The sequence below is a fragment of the Sinomonas sp. RB5 genome (genome assembly GCF_054063535.1).
Window position 1 is genome coordinate 148,231 of sequence record NZ_JBSSGJ010000006.1, and the last position, 18,692, is coordinate 166,922.

The following is an 18,692-nucleotide window of genomic DNA, read 5'->3' on the forward strand; positions in this document are numbered from 1 at the left end:
TTGCCTCCCGCTCAGGCCCCTTCCCTGCGGCGTCTCAGATACGCAGTCTCGGCGGCGTTGCCCGGCAGCCCGATCGCAGCGTCATACGCCGCGTGGGCCTCCGCACTGCGGCCGAGGCGGCGCAGCAGCTCGGCGCGGGCGGCGTGGTACGCCCGGTACCCGGCCAGGGCCTCCCCCAGCGGCTCCATCAGCGCCAGCCCGACCTGGGGGCCGTCGAGTTCGGCCACCGCCACGGCCCGGTTAAGGGCGACCACCGGCGAGGGGTCGAGGCGGACGAGCTGGTCGTAGAGGGCCACGACCTGCCGCCAGTCGGTGTCCCCTGCTCGGCGGGCGGAGGTGTGGACGGCGTTGACGGCCGCGAGGAGCTGGTACCGCCCGGGGGCCTCGCCGGAGGCCAGGCGCTCGCGCACGAGACGGTGGCCCTCGGCGATGAGCGCGGTGTCCCAGGCCGAACGGTCCTGCTCGCCCAAGGGGACCAGTGCGCCGTCGTCCGCAACCCGGGCCGTGCGCCGCGCCTCGGTCAGCAGCATGAGCGCAAGCAGGCCGGCCGCCTCGCCGTCGTCCGGGAGGAGGTCCCGCACCAGGCGGGCGAGCCGGATCGCCTCGGCCGTCAGGGACGGCCGGAGGGGGTCGGTATACGGTCCGGTCGCCAGGTAGCCCTCGTTGAACACGAGGAACAGGACCGCGAGCACGCCCGAGACGCGGGCCGGGAGGTCCTCGGCGGACGCCACGCGGTACGGGATGCGGGCCTGCGCGATCTTCGCCTTCGCGCGGGTGATGCGCCGCGTCATGGCGCCCTCCTGCACGAGGAACGCGCGGGCGATCTCCGGCACGGTCAGCCCGCCGACCATCCGCAGGGTCAGCGCCACCCGGGCCTCCATCGCCAGGGCAGGGTGGCAGCAGGTGAAGATCAGCCGGAGCCGGTCGTCGTCGACCGCGCCGAGCGGTTCCGGCGGTGCCTCGTCGCGCAGCATGAGGGCCTCCTGCTGCTTGTCGTCGCGCCTGTTCTCGCGGCGGATCCGGTCGATCGCCTTGCGGTTCGCGGTGGTGGTCAGCCACGCACCGGGGTTGGGCGGCACGCCGTCGTGGGGCCACCGCTCGACGGCGACCGCGAACGCCTCGGCCGCCGCCTCCTCAGCCACATCGAGGTCGCCGAAGCGCCGTGCGAGCGAGGCGACCACCCGCACCCACTCCTGGCGGTGGGTCCGGGCGAGGGCCTCCCCCGCCTCCCCTGCGTCGGCGGCGCTCACAGGAACGGCCGCACCTCGATGCGCCGGTTGCAGGCCCTCGACCCGTCGGCGGCGAGCCTGAGCGCGGCGTCCAGGTCCGGGGCCTCCATGATCCAGAAGCCCACGATCCACTCCTTGGTCTCCACGAAGGGACCGTCGGTCATGACCGGCTCGCCGTTGCGGCTGTCGATGACGGTGGCGGAGGCGGGGGCGCCGAGGCCGCCGGCGAAGACCCAGTGGCCCTCGGCCTGCAGCCTCTCGTTGAAGGCGTCGATCGCGGCGTCCTCTTCGGGGGTCGCGAGCTCGTTGCTGTCGTTGAGGACGGACACCAGGTACTGCATGAGGATCATCTCCTGTGGTTCGGTGGCGCCCTGCACGGGCGGCCGCTCACCCCTGCAACGAACGGGCCTGCTCCTATCGGACACCGGCGGGCGGACGGGTTCAAGCCGCCGCACGAAGGAGCTCCCAGCTGAAGAGCTGGAAGCTCCTTCGCCACGGCCGGCTCCCCTAGAGGTGAGGAGTCAGCTCCTCACCGGCGTTCTTGCGCTCGAGGACGATGCCGAGGATGAAGAACACCGGGACGACGGCGAGGAGGATGGCCGCGGTGGTCTCGTCGCCGCCGATGAGCTGGTTGAAGTTGGCCACGACCTGGCTGAGCAGGCCGATCAGGAGCACGGTGGAGGCCGCCGGGGCGATGAGGGTCTTCCAGACGCTCGTGTCGGTGCGGTTGCGGCGGAAGTAGACGACGACCGCAACCGAGGTCAGCACGTAGACGACGAGCAGGGACGCGACCGAGAGGCCCGAGAACCATGAGAAGAGGGTCAGGACCGGGTCAAGTCCGAACACCGCGAACGGGGCTATGAGCACCACGGTCAGTGCGGTCTGGGCGATGGCGGCGCGGGAGGGGGCCTGGTGCCTGTTGGTCCTGGCCAGGACTGCGGGCAGCGAGCGGTGGAGCGCGAGCGAGTGGAAGTACCGGTTGACGCTGTTGTGCAGGGCCATGACGCCGGCCAGCAGGGAGGTCAGCAGCAGGATCTGGGCCGTGAGCCCTGCCCACGGGCCGAGGGTCGAGACGATGGCACCGAAGACGAACGAGGTGGTGTCCCCGGACTGCAGCGCGGCGCCTGCGGCATCGCCGACCTTGCTGGCTCCGTAGAAGGTGACGATCGTCCAGGACACGAAGGCGAAGAAGCCCGCGATGAGGCAGACGGAGAGGTACGTGGCCCGGGCGACGGTGCGCTTGGGGTCCTTGGCCTCCTGCGAGTAGATGGCCGTGGACTCGAAGCCGAACATCGAGGCGATGGCGAACATGATGGCCACGCCGGGCGCCCCGGCCATCACCGCGGAGGGGCTGAAGCTCGCGGCGAGATTGAGCCCTTCCGGACCACCACCGGTGAAGACGACCTTGAGCGCGAAGGCCAGCAGGATGGCCGATTCGAGGCCGACCAGGACGGCCAGGACCCTGGCTCCGAGCTCGATGTTGCGGGTGCCCATGAAGTGGACCAGTGCCACGGTCACCAGCGTGGGGATCCACCAGGGCACGTCGAGGCCGGCCGCGCCCAGGAGCGCCGAGAACGAGGCGCCGTAGAGGCCGTACATGCCGGCCTGCACGGAGACGTAGGTGAGGATGGCGAGCCACGCGGCGGCGCCGCCCAGGCGCCGGCCGAAGGCAGCCTTGACGTAGGCGTAGAAGCCGCCGTGGGTGTCGACGCTGCGGCTCATCGCGACGAAGCCGACGGCGAAGAGCATGATGACGAGGCCGACGACGAGGTAGGCGCCTGGCGCGCCGGCGCCGTTGCCGAGTCCGACGGCCAGGGCCGTGGCGCCCGCGATGCCGGTCAGCGGGGCCTGGGTGGAGAAGACGAAGAAGACGATGCCGGCGACGCCGATCGTCCCGGCGCGCAGGGCAGTGGAGTGGCCGGTGTGGGCTGTGGGCGGCGAGGCCGCCGCGTCGTCGCGGTCGCCGATTGAGGCTTCGATGCTGCTCATAGTGATCCTTGTTCGAGTATGACCGGCTTCACGGCCGGATGTGGAGCTGCTCGGTGATGTTGCGGGCTGCGGTGAACCCGCTCTCGATGGCGCCGTCGATGAATCCGCCCCAGCCGTTGGCGTAGTCGGACCCGGCGAGGTGGATCCGGCCTTCGGGACGCTGGAGCTCGGGCAGGCTCTCGGAGAGGTAGCCGGCACGGTGCATGGGCCAGGTCTCCCGGGCGTACTCGTCCTCGACCCAGCTGTGGCCGGAGACCTCGAGGACCTCGATCTCGGGAATCCACCGGCGCAGGATCTCCTGGGCGGCGGCGGCGTCCTCGACGTCGACGGAGCGCCCGTCAGGGCCGAAGGCCACGAGCGTGGTGCTCTCGGCATCGAGGTACTCGGCCTGGACGAAGTTCAGCGGCCACTCCTGGGGGCCCATGGCCACGAAGCGCTCGTGGCGGCCCTTGACCTTGATCCAGAGCTTGGCCCCGAGGCCGAGCTGTCCGCGCTCGGCGGCCTCCCGCTTGCCCGTGGACAGCTCCGGCTCGAAGCGGATGCCGTCCAGGGTGTGCAGGGGCACGGTCACGACCATGGCCCGGGCGGTGTACTCGGTGCCGTAGCGTCCGACGGCGACGACCCCCTTCTCGTCGTGGCGCACCTGTGCAACGGGGGCGTCGAGCGTCAGCGTTGCGCCACTGTCGTCGAGGATGGCCCGGGCGAGGGCCTGGGTGCCGCCTTGGACCTTGTAGGTCGCGCAGGTCTCGAACATGACGGGCCACTCGTGGAAGGCGGCCGCGGCCCAGCGGAGGGCCTGGGTGTAGGCGGCGTCCTGGATGCGGCCGTTGAAGTTCAGGGCCCAGAAGCTGCGCATGAGCTCGTCCGCGACCGTGTCGAGGCCGAGTTCGTCGATCTTCTCGGCGACGGTCAGCTGGTCCGCCTCCTTCACCGCCGGGTTGGCGAGCGGCTCGTACGGCAGGGGGATGAGCTGGCGGGACGGTGCGAGGAAACTGCGGTTCGGCCCGTCGAGGATCGCCATCAGCTCATCCGGCGTGCCCGCGTGGAGCCTGCCGTCGGCATGCCAGTAGGCCTTCTCGAATTCCGGGGCGGTGACCACGCCGATGCCGTAGCGGGTGAGCTCTGCCCAGACATGGGGCTGGCTCCAGTGGACCCAGGTCCCGCCGAGTTCGAGGTTGCGGCCCATCCGGGGCTCGAGCCAGGTGCGTCCGGCGATACGGTCGCGGGCCTCGAGGATCTGGACGCTCAGGCCCTTCCGTCCCAGCTCGCGGGCTGCGACGAGGCCGGCGAAGCCGGCGCCGATGACGATGACGTCTGAGGTGTTCTGCATGGTCGCTCGGTCCCGTCAGCTGTAGACGAAGAACTCGGTGGTCGGCTTGACCACGGTCCAGCGCGTCTTCGCACCCTTGTTGAACGAGGCCATGCTCCCGTCGGTGAGGTCGAAGGTCTCCCCGCCGATCACCTCGATGCGAAGGTGGCCCTCGACGATGTAGAGCGTCTCGTCCTCCTCGAAGGCGAGGTCGAACGTCTCCGGCGCGTCCTCGGGCGTCACGGTCCAGATCCCGCCGGAGAGCTCGGGCCGCTCGCCGTCGCCCGGCCTGCGGAGCCACTGGACGTGGCCCACCGCGAAGGGCTCGGCCAGCCCGCGGTCGGTGGCTGTGTGGAAGATGGGGGCGCTCATGGGATCGCTCCTTTGCGAAGGGGATGGCTGGGGGGGTTCCGTGCCGCCTAGAGGTGGCGTGCATCACGTTCCTCAACTCTGCACTTGCTTAGTTTGCAGTGTCAAGCTCTGCACCTGCAGAGTTTTTCTGGGAGTTCGCCGGTAGGATCGGTTCCATGACAATCAGCGAGGTCCGGTACGGCTCAGGACGAGAGGCGCTCATCCGGGCCGTGGTGGACGTCGTCGCCGAAGAAGGCCTGGATGGACTGAGCTACCGGAAGGTCGCCCAGCGGGCAGGGGTGAACAACACGCTCATCTCCCACCACTTCGGCTCGAAAGAAGCCCTCCTGGAGGCCGCGACCGTGTGGGCAGTCCAGAGGTCGCAGCAGCTCGCCGACCTGACGCTCGCTTCGGAACTGGACGCGGACTTCGCCTCGTCGCTCACGCGCGTCGTGGCCGACGAGCCGAACCTCCAGATTTTCCAGTACTACATGATCCTGGCCTCACGGCGCAGTCCCGAGCTTCGGAGGATGGCCAACAATCTCTACGAGAGCTACATCAGCCTGGTCGAGCACTTCCTCGCCCACTACGGCCACCGTCCGGACCGCGCGGCAGCGCGCGCTGTGTTCGCCGCGCTCGACGGCCTCGTCCTCCAGCAGCTCACCGTCTCCTCGCGCGACGAGATCGCGGCGGCGATCGTGCGGCTCGGGGAGCTGCTGGACCGGCGCTGACGCCGTCAGCATCTTTCCGGCCGCCTCTTCCCAAAAGAATTAGGCGGACGCTTAGTTGTGCAGGCGCTTACCAGGTCATCCACGCCTGACCCGCCGCGGGACCTTGGACACTTCATGCCGGGCCGAGCCGGGCGCAGCATGAAGCCAGCCCCAGCCCGAGGAGGAACCGCCATGAGCAAGGTCCTGGTCGCCTACAGCACCCACGAGGGGCAGACGGCGAAGATCGCGGACTTCATCGCAGGCGTCCTGCGCACCCGGGGCGTCGAGGCCGACACCTGCGACGTCAAGGAGAGCGCCGATCCCGCGCTCTTCGACTATGACGGCGTGATCGTGGGCGGGTCCGTCCACGGCGGCAAGCACGACAAGCACGTGGTCGACTACGTCCGCCGCAACCGCCACGCCCTCGTCGGCGTGCCGTCGGCGTTCTTCTCGGTCAGCCTCTCCGCGGCGGGCGGCGACACCGAGGAGGCGGAGGGCTACGTCAAGAAGTTCGAGGAGCAGTCAGGCTGGCTCCCCAAGAGGATCGCCCTGTTCGGCGGCGGCCTGCCCTACAAGCACCTGAACTTCCTCATGCGGCACGTGATGAAGCGGATCGTGGAGGACAAGCCCGGGGACCTCGGCACCGACACCTCGCGCGACTACGTCTACACGGAGTGGGACGGCGTGCGGCGGTTCGCCGAGGACTTCGCGGCAGAGCTGGAGGCGACACCCGCGTAGGGGCGCCGCCTCCAGGCCGCAGGCTTCCACCCTGCCGCGCTCCGTCCAGTCGGCGTCAGTCGACGGTGAGGACCACGCGGAAGCGGGCCTTGCCGGACATCATGCGGTCGAATCCGTCGGCGGCCTTCTCGAGCGGGTACTCCTCGATGAGCGGGCGCACGCCGGTCAGCGCCGCGAACTTCAGGGTGTCCTCGGAGTCCTTCGCGGACCCGGACGCGTGCCCGGCCACCGCCTGGCTGCCGCCGATGATGGCCCCGGCGTGGACGGAGAGCGGCTCCTGCGGGACGCCGAGCACCACGAGCTTCCCGCGCGGCGCGAGGCCGCCGATCGTGGCGGTCATCGCCTCGGCGTCCGTCACGGTGGCGAGCACCACCGTGGCGCCGCCGAGCGCGGCGAGCGAGCCCGCGACGTCGTCCGCCGTGCTGTCGATGTAGTGATGGGCGCCGAGCTCGCGGGCGAACTTCTCCTTCTCGGCCCCGCGGGCGATCGCGACCGTCTCGAAGCCCATGCGGGCCGCGAACTGCACGCCGAGGTGGCCGAGGCCGCCGAGGCCCAGGACGGCCACGACGTCGCCGGGGCGGGCGCCGCTCTCGCGCAGCCCGTTGAAGGTGGTCACGCCGGCGCACATGAGCGGGGCGGCCTCGGCGTCGCTGAGCCCGTCCGGGACGGCGGCGAGCGCGTCCGCGGGGGCGACGACGAACTCGGCATAGCCGCCGTCGGACGTCAGGCCGGTGACCTTGCCGACGCGGCAGGAGATGAAGTCGCCGTCGCGGCAGGCGTCGCACACGAAGCACGCGCCGCCGAACCAGCCCACGCCCACCCGCTGGCCGGGCTTCCACTGCTCCACGCCCTCGCCGACGGACTCGACGGTGCCGGCCACCTCGTGCCCGGGGATGCGCGGGTAGGAGGACGCCATGCCGGCGCCCGGCATCACGTCGCTGTGGCAGACGCCGCACGCGGAGACGCGCACGAGCACATGCCCGCGCGGGACCTCGGGGACGTCGCGGTCCACGGCTTCGAGGGACTCGCCGGCGGCGGGGATCTGGATGGCTCGCATGGGGACACCTTTCGTCGAAGGGCTTGCTTGACCGCGGCACAGGCTAGCAATGGCGCCTTGGCGCCGACTGGGGGAAGCCGAGGAATTCTTCTCGACTGTCGTATTGCTAGATGGCCGAGCTAAATTATTGCCTCCGGCCCGTCAGGGCCGCAACCCACTCCCCTTACCCGCGCACGACGCCGGTGACGCACCCGCGCGGGCGCGTCACCGGCGTCGTGGTTCCGGCCCCTCTCAGCCGGCCGCCACGGTGCGGAGACGGCAGGTGAACTCCCACGGCCGCAGGTCCAGCCCGGGGCTGTCGGGGTAGTTGCCGAGCAGCACCTCGGCGTCGGCCCAGCCCGGGTCTCCCACGTCGACCCGCTGGGGCTCGCCGGAGAAGTTGCCGAGGACGAGCAGCTCGGTGCCGTCGAGGCGGCGGGTGAATGCGTAGACGGCCTCGTGCTCGGGCAGGAGCATCGTGAAATCGCCGTCCGCGATGACCGGCAGCTCGTGGCGGAGCCGGATGAGCTCGCGATAGAAGGCGAAGACGGAGTCGTCACGGTCCACCTGGTCGGCGGCGTTGATCTCCGCCGCGTTGGGATTGACCGCGATCCACGGCGTGCCGGTGGTGAACCCGGCGTTGGGGCCGGCGTCCCACTGGACAGGGGTGCGCGCGTTGTCCCGGTTGAGCGGGGCGATGGCCTCGAGGACCTGGACCGGGTCGAGGCCGAGCCCGTCGGTGGCCTCGCGGTAGTGGTTGAGGACCTCGATGTCCCGGTGCGCGTCGATCCCACCGAAGGCCATGTTGGTCATGCCCAGCTCCTCGCCCTGGTAGACGTAGGGCGTGCCGCGGTGCAGGTGCTGGACGCCGGCGAGCATCTTCGCCGAGAGCTCGCGGTGCTCCCCGTCGTCGCCGAAGCGGGAGACGGCGCGCGGCTGGTCGTGGTTGCCCCAGTAGAGGCTGTTCCAGCCGCGCTCCTCGAGGCCCTCCTGCCAGCGGTTGAGCGAGGCCTTGAGCTCGGTGAGGCGGAGCGTGCCGGGCTGCCACTTGCTGCCGTTGCCGTGGTCCAGGTTCACGTGCTCGAACTGGAAGACCATGTCCAGCTCCCCGCGGGCGGGGTCGGTGAAGAGGACAGCATCCTCGACGGTCACGCTCGGCATCTCGCCCACCCGGAGCAGGCCGGCCCCGCGCTCGGCGAACACCTCGCGGTGCATCTCCTGGAGGAACTCGTGGATGCGCGGGCCGCAGACGTAGCCACTGCGGTCGTGGCTGTAGAGCTCCCCCTGGGCGAGGGGCCTGTCCGCGAGCGCGGGGTCCTTCGAGAGGAAGTTGATGACGTCCATGCGGAAGCCGTCCACGCCCCGGTCCAGCCACCAGTTCATCATCGCGTAGACGGCCCGGCGGACCTCGGGGTTCTCCCAGTTCAGGTCCGGCTGCTTGCGGGAGAAGAGGTGGAGGTAGTACTCGCCGGTGGCCTCGTCGAACTCCCAGACGGGCCCGGAGAAGAAGGAGGCCCAGTTGTTCGGCTCGGCGCCGGGGGTGCCGGGCTCGTGGCCGGGCCGGGCGGGGCGCCACCAGTACCAGTCGCGCTTGGGCGAGTCCTTCGAGGCGCGGGACTCGGCGAACCAGGGGTGCTCGTCCGAGGTGTGGTTGACCACGAGGTCCATGACGAGCTTCATCCCACGGGCGTGCAGGCCCTCGATGAGCTCGTCGAGGTCGGCGAGCGAGCCGAAGAGCGGATCGATGTCCCGGTAGTCGCTGATGTCGTAGCCGTTGTCGTCCTGCGGAGACCGGTACACGGGCGAGAGCCACACGACGTCGACCCCGAGACGATGGAGGTAGTCCAGCCTGCCGATGATCCCCCGGAGGTCGCCCACCCCGTCCCCGTCCGAGTCCGCGAAGCTGCGCGGGTAGATCTGGTACACGACCGCGCTGCGGAACCACTGCGGGTCGGCGGCGGAATCGGCGTGGGGACGAGCGGTGCCTGCGGCGGTCATGGCTTCTCCTTGGCGGCGTCCGTGGGCCGTCCGCGGGGGCGGAGTCCGAACACCTTCTATTTTTATGCTTGACGCATTTATATGCTCGCAAGCAGACTGTGGTGACCGCAACCCCTCCCAAAGGACTGATCGATGAAGAACCTGTCCCGACGCTCCCTCTTGGCCTTCGGGGGCGCAGCCGCGCTCGCGTGCACGGCGGCGGTCGAGGCCCCCGCCCGCGCCGCCTCGACGGACCTGACGGTGCCCACGTCCCCCGCGCCGCCGCTGAGGCTCGCGAGCCGCAACAGCGTGTTCACCCGCCGCGGCGCCGGCCCCCGGTACTGGAACATCTACGGCTACGCCTTCCCGCACAACGCCCCGATCCCCGAGGACGAGTGGAAGGCCAACATCGACTGGCTCGCCTCCGACCTCGCCCCGTACGGCTACGACATGGCCTGCACGGACGGGTGGATCGAGGGCTCGAGCCGCACCACCCCGAACGGCTACATCGTCACCTACAACGACTCGTGGCAGCACGACTGGGCCTACTGGTCCCACTACCTGGCCGAACGCGGCATGAAGCTCGGGGTCTACTACAACCCACTCTGGGTCCACAGGGCGGCCGTCGAGGACCCGTCCAAGACCGTGGTGGGCCGGCCGGACATCAAGATCGCGGACATCGTCGCCCCGGGCGACTTCTTCGCCAAGGACATCGGCGGCAACACCCTCTACTGGCTGGACGTGACTCGCCCCGGCGCCAAGGAGTACCTCCAGGGCTATGTGGCCTACTTCAAGCGCCTCCGGGTCCCATACCTGCGCGTGGACTTCCTCTCCTGGTACGAGAACGGGATGGACGCCAACATCGGGCAGGTCAACGCCCCGCACGGGCGCGCCAACTACGAGACGGCCCTGGCCTGGCTCAACGAGGCCGCCGGCGAGGACCTCGAGCTCTCCCTCGTGATGCCGCACCTGTTCGACGACGCCTCCGCCGAGCTCGCCAACGGCGACCTCGTCCGGATCGACGCCGACGCCGACCGCGGCGGCTGGGACCGGCTCAGCGGCGGCCGCCAGGGCTGGCAGGACGCCTGGCCCAACTGGTTCAACCCGTTCGCGGGCTTCACGGGCTGGTCGCACCGCAACGGGCGCGGGCAGCTGATCCTCGACGGCGACTTCATGCGCGCCAGCACCTTCGCCAGCGACGACGAGCGCCGGACCATGATGAACCTCATGGTCATCGCCGGATCGCCCCTGGCCATCGCGGACACGTACCAGCAGATCGGCAACGACGCCTGGGTCTACACGAACAAGGACGTGCTCGAGCTCAACCAGGAGGGCCTGGTCGGCAAGCCGCTCTACCGCTCCGCCACCCCCTACTCGGTCGACCCCGGCTCCCGGGACAGCGAGCGCTGGGCCGGCCAGCTCCCCGACGGGTCCTGGGCGTTGGCGCTCTTCAACCGCTCCGACAGCGCGACCCAGACCAAGACCATCGACTTCGCCAAGGACCTCGGGCTCTCCGGCGCGGCGAACGTCAGGGACCTGTGGGCCCACCGGGACCTCGGCGTCCGGACCGAGGCCACGGCCACGCTCGCCCCGCACGCCTCGGCCCTGTTCCGCATCACCCCGCTGAAAGACCGGGGCGCCACCCGCTACCCCGCCGCCTACGCCGCGTGGGGAGGCGGCGCCGGCTTCAACAACGACCACGCCGGCCACGACGGCAGCGGCTTCGTCGACGGGCTCGCCGCCACCGTGGGCAGCGCGGACCCCCTCGTGACCTTCGCCGTCCGGGTGCCCCGCCGCGGCGAGTACACGATCCGGTACCGCTACGCGAACGCCACCGGGGCCACGAGCACCCTGACCGTCTCCGCGGAGCGGGCCGACCACTCGGTGGTCGACGGGCCCCGGCACGTCGACTTCCCCGCGCTCGCCACGTGGGACACCTGGGGTGTGGCGACCGCCAGGATCACCCTGGAGGCCGGCGACAACCTCATCACGCTCGGCCGCGGCCGCTCCGACGCAGGCGCCGTGAACCTGAACTGGATCGAGCTGGGCGCCTAGGTGCGGCGCCGCCTCCACGGGCGCTCCCAACCGGGAGCCGCCCGTGGAGGCGGCGGCCGCCCCTGCCGATAGAGTGGAGGCCATGGGTATGGAGGCAGCCGGGCGACTGGCCTTCCACCTTCCCGCGGTGAAAGACCCGCACCGGGCAGAGCTCTTCTCCCTGGTCCTCCGCAACGAGCCGCTCACCCGCGCCGATCTGGCCGAGCTCGCCTCGCTCGACCAGTCCACCGTCACCCGCACCCTCAAGCCGCTCATCGACAGCGGCTACGTCACCGAGTCCCCGGCCGCCCCCGCCGGCCGTGGCCGGCCCCGGCGCGTCATCCGCGTGGCGGTCGAGAAGCTGTGCGCGGTGGGCATCAAGATCGGCCCCCACGCCATCTCGGGGGTCCTGACGGACCTCGGCGCCAAGGTGATCGCCCGGCAGGAGACGGCCGTGGATCGGCCGGCCCCCGAGGAGGCGCTGGCCGCCGTCGCCGAGCTCGTCGGCAGCCTCCTGGACGCGGTGCCCGGGTCCCGCGAGCGCGCCCTCGGCATCGGCGTCGGCGTCAGCGGGCACGTGGACCCGCCCTCCGGCACGTGCCGGTTCTCCCCCATCCTCGGCTGGCACGACGTCGACATCGCCACCCCCCTCGGGCGGGCGGCCGGCCTTCCCGTGAGCGTGCACAACGACGTCAACACCCTCGCCGTGGCCGAGTACCTCTTCGGCGCGGGGCGGGAGGCGGAGGACTTCGCCGTCGTCACCCTCGGCCCCGGGATCGGGCTCGGCCTCGTGATCGGCGGCCGCCTGCACGACGGCGCCGAGGGGCTCGCGGGCGAGTTCGGCCACATCCCCCTGCTGCCGAAGGGCCCGCAGTGCCACTGCGGGCGGCGGGGCTGCCTCGAGGCGCTGGCGGGGGACGACGCGATCGCCCGGGCGGCCGGGACGCCCAGCGTCGCCGCGGCGGCAGACCTCGCCCGCAGCGGCGAGGGCACCGCGCAGCGGAGCGCCCGCCGCGCCTTCCGCGGCGCCGGCGAGTGGATCGGCCGCGGGCTGGCCGTCATCGACAACATCCTTGCGCCGGAGCTGATCCTCCTCTCCGGCGAGGGCATCGCCGCCTACGACCTGCTCTCCGAGGGGATCGCCTCAGGCCTGGGCAGCTGCGCCTTCGAGGGCGCCCGGGCGCTCGAGCGGCTGCGCATCGACTCCGCCGACGTGAACCTCTGGGCCCGCGGCGCGGCCTGCCTCGCGATCCAGCGGTCCCTGGGCTGACCCGGCCGCGGGACGGGCCGCGAGCAGGCCCGAGATCACGGCAGGCTCCACGGGCCGGGAGAAGTAGTACCCCTGCGCGAAGTCGCACCCCAGCGTCTTCAGCTCCTCCACGTGCCGGGACGTCTCGGCCCCCTCCGCGATGACCCGGATCCTCAGGTCCCGGGCCAGGTTCATGATGGTCCCCACGATCTGCCGGCCCTGCTCGCCGCGGTCGAGCTGGGCGACGAAGGAGCGGTCGATCTTGAGCGTGTCCATCGGGAAGCTGTGCAGGTACGCGAGCGACGAGTACCCCGTGCCGAAGTCGTCGATGCTCACGCAGACGCCGAGCCGCTGGAGCTGGGTGAGGACCTCGACGGTGTACTCGGTGTCCATCATCGACACGCTCTCGGTGATCTCGAGCTTGACCGTGTCCGGGCGGATGCCCGTCTCAGCCAGGACCCGGGCCACCTGCTCGACGAAGTCGTGCTGGGCGAACTGCCGGGCCGAGACGTTGACGGCCACCGTGAGGGCAGGGTCGCGGGGGAACTCCTGCTGCCAGCGGACCATGGTCCGGCACGCCTCGCGCAGCACCCAGATGCCGAGGAAGACGATGATCCCCGTCTCCTCCGCCACCGCGATGAACTGGTCCGGAAAGACCAGCTCCGACTCGGACCTGCGCCACCTCACCAGCGCCTCGACCCCCACGATCGCCCCGTCCCCCAGGGAGACGATCGGCTGGTAGTGGAGCACGAACTCCTCCTCGTGCAGGGCCTGGCGCAGCCTCGACTCGAGCGAGAGGCGGCCCACGGCGAGCTCGTGCATCACGGGATCGTAGATCTCGTAGCGGCCCTTGCCCAGCACCTTCGCCCGGTACATGGCCAGGTCCGCGTGGCGGAGGATCTCGTCCGCCGAGTCGTAGCCCATGGCGCTGGTGGCGATGCCGATGCTCGCGCTGACGAACAGCTGCTGGCCGCCGATGAGGACCGGCTCGGCGAGGGCCTCCATCATGCCCGCCGCGGTGCGCACGGCGTCGTTGACGTCCTCGATCCCGTCCAGCAGGACCGTGAACTCGTCGCCCCCGATCCTCGCCAGCGTGTCCCCCGGGCGCAGCGCACGGCCCCACCGCCGGGCGACCTCGGTGATGAGGGCGTCCCCGACCGGGTGCCCGAGGCTGTCGTTGACGAGCTTGAACCGGTCCAGGTCGGCGAAGAGGACGGCGAAGGAGCTCCCCTGGTCCCGGGCGGTGCGGGCCACGGCATGGGCGAGCCGGTCCGCGAGGAGGGCCCGGTTGGGCAGCCCCGTGAGGGCATCATGGAGGGCGTCGTGCAGGAGGCGGTCCCGGGCGCGCTCGCGCTCCGCGACGCGGCCCAGCTGGGCGCCGATCTTCGCCAGCAGCCGCAGGAGCGTCTCGTCGGGCTCGAGGGTGTGGGCGGCAAAGAACTCCAGGACCGCGGTGACCTCCGTCCCGAGCAGGATCGGGAAGGCCACCGCCGAGCGGAGCCCGTCGCGCAGGGCCGCCTCGGCCCGCGGGAACCCGGGGTCTGCGGCGATGTCCGGGATCCACGCCGGGGCGCCGCTGGCCAGCACGCGGCCGGGCAGCCCCTGCCCCGCCTCGAAGCCAGTGGCCTCGGTGGCCCCGTAGAAGTCCCTGAACCGGCCCTCGCCCACCCCGTGCCAGATGGCGGTGGGCCGCACGCTCCGGCCGCCCTCGTCGAGCAGGTAGGCGTGCCCGATCTCCCAGTCGCTGAATTCGCACACCGTCCGCACCCCGTACTGCAGGGCCTCGGCCACGGTGCTCGACTGGTTGGCCGCATCGGCGACCGCCTCGAGCAGCCCCAGCTGCTGCTGCCGGTCGTAGAGCTCCCGCAGCCCCTTCTCCGCGATCCGCTCGGCCGCGAGGCGGGTGCGCCGCTCGCGCTCGAGGCGGCGCTCGAGCGCGGCGATCTGCGCCTCCAGCGCCGCCGTCCCGCTCACGCTGCCTCCGCGGCGCGGAAGGTGACCCGGCAGAGGCACTCGCTGTCGCCCCGGTGCATGCACTCGAGGTGGTCCACCTGGGCCGTCTCCCCGAAGTGAGCCGCCGCGCCGTCGATGAATCCATGGGCGAGCGCGCAGAGCCGCCGCGGGGAGGTGTAGGCCATCAGCAGCGCCCCGGACGGTTCCGTGCGGAACCCGAAGGTGGGCACGTCGGCACCGGGATAGATCTTGCGCACCTCCGGATGGATCATGCTGTTGACGCTGAGCAGGAAGGGAAGCGCCGTGGTGTGGGCGGAGAAGTAGGCGGGGAACCGTCCCGCCATCAGCGCCATGGCCTCGCGGCCGAACCAGCGCAGCGCCTCGGCGGGGCTCAGCCCGGCCAGGCGGCCGGCGCCTTCGACGATCTGGTAGACCTCCGCGTCCGGGTAGCTGCCCAGCGAGGTGTAGACCCCGTCCAGGCCGAGGCCGTCGAGCAGCCCGTCCCAGGCGTCGGCGCCGTGGCGCTCCACGACGGCTTCCTCGAGCAGGTTGAAGATGATGCCCTTCATGGAGCCCCCCTGATGCTTGGCAGCGCGTTGTGGTCCGACCGATGTTGCATCTCCCTCCTATCGGCAGGTCCGGCCGCACCGTCAGCAAGTCGTCACCGGGCAGTCCCGGTGTCAGTGGGAGAAGTTTGCGGAGATCTCTGCGAGGGTGCGTCCCTTTGTTTCAGGGGCGAGCCATTGCGAGAGGACTGCGCCGAGTAATGCGACGGCGGCGGCGGCGACCATGCTTGGGCCCATGCCGATGTTGCTGATTGCCCATGGCAGGGCGAAGGTGCCGAGTGCGGCTCCGATGCGGCTGAAGGCCGCGGCGAAGCCCATGCCGATGCCGCGCAGGTGGCCGGGGAATACCTCGGCCGGATAGACCTGGGTCAGCGTGGTGTAGCCGGCATTGAAGTAGGAGAAGGCGAGGAACAGGACAAGCACGAGGATCGCCGGTGCGTTCCCCCAGAGTCCGATGATCAGCAGGATGCCTGCGCAGAGCCACTGCCCGGGCACGGTGAGGATTCGGCGGCCGAGCTTGTCAATCAGAAGCACAGTGGTGACAACGCCCGCGGTCGCAAGTGCGGACAGGCCCACTCCGCCGGCCCAGCCGCCGCCGAAGCCGAAATGGTTGAGCACGTCGTCGGCGAAGGTCGCGATCGCGAAGTACGGAGTGACCGCGCAGAACCAGAAACCTGAGGTGAAGAGGGTGGCGCGCCAGTGCTGCCTCGAGAACAGCATTCCGACGGAGGCGCTCTTGATCTTTGTCCTGCCCTGCGCGGCCTGGGCCTCCTGGATCCTCCTCAGATCGATCTCTTCGGTGATGCTGTGGTGCATCTGGGGCGATTCGACGTATCTGCGTGCGATCGCGAGCGCCTCCTCGCGCCGTCCCTTCGTGATGAGCCAGCTCGGCGATTCGGGGAGGCCGAAGCGGGCGAGGAACAGGACCAGGGCGAGGATCGTGCTCGTGCCGATGACGAGGCGCCATGGGGTTCCGGCGTCGTGCAGGAGGGTGCCGATGATGAATGCCATCATGAAGCCGACGTACCAGGCGATCAGAGTCAGCCCGAGCAAGCGCCCGCGGAGCTTTGGCGGGGAGAACTCTGACAGCAGGGGTCCACCGATTGAGTATTCGCCGCCGATCGCGACGCCCATGAGGAACCGGATGATGGCCAGCTGGACCACGGCCCCGTCTCCGGAGGCTACGAAGAACTGGGCCGCTGAGGCGAGCAGGAACAGGCCCATGTCCACGAGGAACATGGGCTTGCGCCCGAACTTGTCAGTGGCCCAGCCAGCCAGCGGCGCGCCGACGAAGATGCCTGCCAGCGGGCCTGCAGCGATCATGCCCAGGGACAGTGAGTCGAGCTGGAGATCCGACCGCATGGGTCCGGTGACGGGGCCGATGATTCCGAGGATGTAGCCGTCGAGGAACATCCCGCCGATGAACACAGCGACAAGCCGCACCATGAAGCGGCGTTTGAACGTGGAGCTGGTCTCTTTCAATATCGAGGTGTCGACGGACGCCGTTGTCCTGGTCGGATAGATCATTGAGATGTGTTCCCTTCTGGCTTCAGCACAATCCACTGACGGCGCGAGAGCGCCATTGCCTGGACGCGGACAGCCGCTCAGTTTCCCGCACCTTCGCGCCGACCCGTCGAGATCAAGACCTCCAGTCGGGGACGGCAGCGTGACATACGTCTCATATATCAGACTAGGGATCCACCCCGCCCCGGTCAAGAGCCGGACGCTTCGGCAAGGGCCCTCGCCGGGGAATAGGGTCCCGCCTCCCTCCCGTTCTCGAGTACGTGCGAGCGGCGCCGCAGCGCCCACACGCTGCACCATCCAACCGAAGGGACCCCCATCGCCGACTCCTACACCGCCACCGCGACCCGCACCGGGACCGAGCAGTTCACCGTGTCCACCGGCAGCGGCGCGTGGGCGAGATCCGCGTGGAGCTCGTGCTCCCGGAGGGCCTGAGCGAGAAGCACCGGGAGGCGCTGCTGCGCGCGGGCCAGCACTGCCCCGTGCACGCGACCCTCACCCACTCCCCCGAGCTCACGGTCGCCCTCGGCTGAGCCGCCCGGGCGGACCGGCTGGCGTCGGGTAGGTTGCTGGGACAGCACCTGATCCGAGGAGACCGCCCGTGTTCACCGGCCTGAGCGCCTTCCCCCTGACCCCGCTCGACGAGCACGGGATCGACGAGGCCGCGCTCGGCCGGCTCGTGCAGCGCGCGTCCGCGGCCGGCGTCGACAGCCTCGGCGTGCTCGGCTCCACGGGCAGCTACGCGTACCTGGGCCGCGAGGAGCGCCGCCGCGTGCTCGATACCGCGGTCGCCCATGCCGGGGCGACGCCGGTGCTGGCCGGCATCGGCGCGCTCCGCACCCGCGACGTCCTCGCCCACGCAGCGGACGCGCAGGAGGCCGGCGCCGCCGCCGTCCTGCTCGCGCCCGTCTCCTACCAGCCGCTCACGCCGGAGGAGGTGTACGGCCTCTACGAGGAGGCCGCCGCGGAGCTCTCGGTCCCGCTCGTGGTCTACGACAACCCGCGCACCACCGGCTTCGCCTTCACCGACGAGCTCCACGCCGCGATCGCCACGCTCCCCGGCGTCGCGTCCGTGAAGATCCCGCCCGTGCCAGCGGATCCGGACGCCGCCGCTGCACGCCTCGGCGCGCTCCGGGCCCTCCTCCCGGACACCGTGACGATCGGCATCAGTGGCGACGCGTGCGCCGCGACGGCCCTCGCCCACGGCGCCGACGCCTGGTACAGCGTGCTCGCAGGGATCCTGCCGGAGGTCTGCGTCGCGCTCACGCGCGCGGCCCTGCGCGGGGCGGGGCGGCCAAGTGGCGCGGCAGGCGCGGACGACGCCGATCCGGTCCGCGCGCTCTCGGCCCGGCTCGCGCCCGTCTGGGACCTCTTCGCCGAGCACGGGAGCCTGCGCGTGGCCGCCGCGGCGGCCGAGGTCCTCGGGCTCACGGCGTCCCCCAGCCTCCCCCGGCCCCTGCGGCCGCTGGACGCGGAGGCGAGGGCCGCCGTCGTGCGCGCGCTGGAGGCCGTCGGCGCGAGCTGACGCGCCGCCAAGAGACAGCCTGTCCGGCGCCCGAACCGGCCGGTTTTCGGCAGGCGCCATCGAATCCCCGCGCCGCACGGATTGCGGCGGGGCGCCGCGGGGCAGGATGGAGGCATGAGTGATGACACAGAGATGATCCAGCGCGGCATCGGCGTCCTCACGGCAGCCCTGTCCTGGGAACCGGAAGACCCTGCGGCAACCGAAATGTTCAAGGAATCCCTCAAGACCCTCGCCCGGGTGGACGACGCGGTCTCGGTGACGTTCAGCGGCGGCTCGCCCGAGCAGGCGGCGGCGCTGCGCGAGGTCCTGCCCCAGGTGATCCGGCAGATCATCGAGGCGCTGGCCCCCGACTACACGCGCCTGGTCCTCGGGATGGCGATCGGATTCAAGTCCGTGGCCGAGGCCTACCGGCAGGACGCGCCGGACGCGGACGTCGCGGGCATCCTGCAGGCGGCCTCCCTCAACCTGGCCGAGGCGGAGGACGAGGACGACGAGGACTAGGGTC

The 18,692-nt window shown here is 70.9% G+C and carries 16 protein-coding genes and 1 pseudogene; 7 read left to right on the forward strand and 10 right to left on the reverse strand.

Annotation, left to right across the window (positions count from 1 at the left end; translation table 11 throughout):
- Window positions 1–11: 11 nt before the first annotated feature.
- The 5 genes from ACVWWH_RS09265 to ACVWWH_RS09285 form a co-directional block, all read right to left on the reverse strand.
- Complete coding sequence (locus tag ACVWWH_RS09265) at window positions 12–1,250, reverse strand: RNA polymerase sigma factor (RefSeq protein WP_457316380.1); 1,239 nt, start codon at window positions 1,248–1,250, stop codon at window positions 12–14.
- Window positions 1,247–1,570: a YciI family protein gene (locus tag ACVWWH_RS09270; protein ID WP_457316381.1), complete on the reverse strand. Its 324-nt coding sequence runs from the start codon at window positions 1,568–1,570 to the stop codon at window positions 1,247–1,249. The genes ACVWWH_RS09265 and ACVWWH_RS09270 overlap by 4 nt, the downstream gene beginning before the upstream one ends.
- A 166-nt stretch (window positions 1,571–1,736) precedes the next feature.
- Complete coding sequence (locus tag ACVWWH_RS09275; RefSeq protein ID WP_457316382.1) at window positions 1,737–3,218, reverse strand: APC family permease; 1,482 nt, start codon at window positions 3,216–3,218, stop codon at window positions 1,737–1,739.
- Between the two features lie 28 nt (window positions 3,219–3,246).
- Window positions 3,247–4,548, reverse strand: coding sequence for a flavin monoamine oxidase family protein (locus tag ACVWWH_RS09280; protein WP_457316383.1), 1,302 nt, complete (start codon window positions 4,546–4,548; stop codon window positions 3,247–3,249).
- Window positions 4,549–4,563: 15 nt separating this feature from the next.
- Window positions 4,564–4,899 carry a cupin domain-containing protein gene (locus tag ACVWWH_RS09285; protein WP_457316384.1) on the reverse strand — a complete coding sequence of 112 codons (336 nt, stop codon included), beginning with the start codon at window positions 4,897–4,899 and terminating at the stop codon, window positions 4,564–4,566.
- Between the two features lie 155 nt (window positions 4,900–5,054).
- Here ACVWWH_RS09285 and ACVWWH_RS09290 point away from each other — a divergent pair, with 155 nt between their 5' ends.
- Both ACVWWH_RS09290 and ACVWWH_RS09295 read left to right on the forward strand, forming a co-directional pair.
- Window positions 5,055–5,609, forward strand: coding sequence for a TetR/AcrR family transcriptional regulator (locus ACVWWH_RS09290; protein WP_457316385.1), 555 nt, complete (start codon window positions 5,055–5,057; stop codon window positions 5,607–5,609).
- 171 nt (window positions 5,610–5,780) lie between these two features.
- Window positions 5,781–6,326, forward strand: a complete 546-nt coding sequence (locus ACVWWH_RS09295; RefSeq protein WP_066496580.1) for a flavodoxin domain-containing protein — start codon at window positions 5,781–5,783, stop codon at window positions 6,324–6,326.
- 55 nt (window positions 6,327–6,381) lie between these two features.
- Here the strand turns inward: ACVWWH_RS09295 and ACVWWH_RS09300 are convergent, their stop codons facing one another.
- A complete protein-coding gene (locus tag ACVWWH_RS09300; RefSeq protein WP_066496578.1) occupies window positions 6,382–7,383 on the reverse strand; it encodes an alcohol dehydrogenase catalytic domain-containing protein in 1,002 nt (333 codons plus the stop codon).
- 231 nt (window positions 7,384–7,614) lie between these two features.
- Window positions 7,615–9,360: a glycoside hydrolase family 13 protein gene (locus ACVWWH_RS09305; protein ID WP_457316386.1), complete on the reverse strand. Its 1,746-nt coding sequence runs from the start codon at window positions 9,358–9,360 to the stop codon at window positions 7,615–7,617.
- A gap of 132 nt (window positions 9,361–9,492) precedes the next feature.
- Here ACVWWH_RS09305 and ACVWWH_RS09310 point away from each other — a divergent pair, with 132 nt between their 5' ends.
- Together ACVWWH_RS09310 and ACVWWH_RS09315 are read left to right on the forward strand one after the other, a co-directional pair.
- Window positions 9,493–11,394, forward strand: coding sequence for a hypothetical protein (locus tag ACVWWH_RS09310; protein ID WP_457316387.1), 1,902 nt, complete (start codon window positions 9,493–9,495; stop codon window positions 11,392–11,394).
- An 82-nt stretch (window positions 11,395–11,476) separates the two neighbouring features.
- A complete protein-coding gene (locus ACVWWH_RS09315) occupies window positions 11,477–12,643 on the forward strand; it encodes an ROK family protein (RefSeq protein WP_457316388.1) in 1,167 nt (388 codons plus the stop codon).
- A 63-nt stretch (window positions 12,644–12,706) separates the two neighbouring features.
- Here the strand turns inward: ACVWWH_RS09315 and ACVWWH_RS09320 are convergent.
- The 3 genes and pseudogenes from ACVWWH_RS09320 to ACVWWH_RS09330 all read right to left on the reverse strand — a co-directional run.
- Window positions 12,707–14,659: pseudogene (locus tag ACVWWH_RS09320) on the reverse strand (putative bifunctional diguanylate cyclase/phosphodiesterase); the annotation flags it as partial.
- Window positions 14,593–15,144: a heme NO-binding domain-containing protein gene (locus ACVWWH_RS09325; RefSeq protein WP_066496561.1), complete on the reverse strand. Its 552-nt coding sequence runs from the start codon at window positions 15,142–15,144 to the stop codon at window positions 14,593–14,595. The pseudogene ACVWWH_RS09320 and the gene ACVWWH_RS09325, both read right to left, overlap by 67 nt.
- A 111-nt stretch (window positions 15,145–15,255) precedes the next feature.
- Entirely contained in the window at window positions 15,256–16,668 is a 1,413-nt protein-coding gene (locus tag ACVWWH_RS09330) for an MFS transporter (protein ID WP_457316389.1), read from the reverse strand.
- 386 nt (window positions 16,669–17,054) lie between these two features.
- Between ACVWWH_RS09330 and ACVWWH_RS09335 the strand changes: the two genes are divergently transcribed.
- The 3 genes from ACVWWH_RS09335 (at window position 17,055) to ACVWWH_RS09345 (ending at window position 18,688) form a co-directional block, all read left to right on the forward strand.
- A complete protein-coding gene (locus tag ACVWWH_RS09335; protein ID WP_457316390.1) occupies window positions 17,055–17,195 on the forward strand; it encodes an OsmC family protein in 141 nt (46 codons plus the stop codon).
- Window positions 17,196–17,263: 68 nt separating this feature from the next.
- On the forward strand, window positions 17,264–18,187 hold the full coding sequence (locus tag ACVWWH_RS09340; RefSeq protein WP_457316391.1) for a dihydrodipicolinate synthase family protein: 924 nt from the start codon (window positions 17,264–17,266) through the stop codon (window positions 18,185–18,187).
- 114 nt (window positions 18,188–18,301) lie between these two features.
- The gene (locus ACVWWH_RS09345) at window positions 18,302–18,688 is read left to right on the forward strand and encodes a hypothetical protein (protein ID WP_457316392.1); all 387 of its coding nucleotides are present in this window, start codon (window positions 18,302–18,304) and stop codon (window positions 18,686–18,688) included.
- Window positions 18,689–18,692 lie beyond the last annotated feature (4 nt).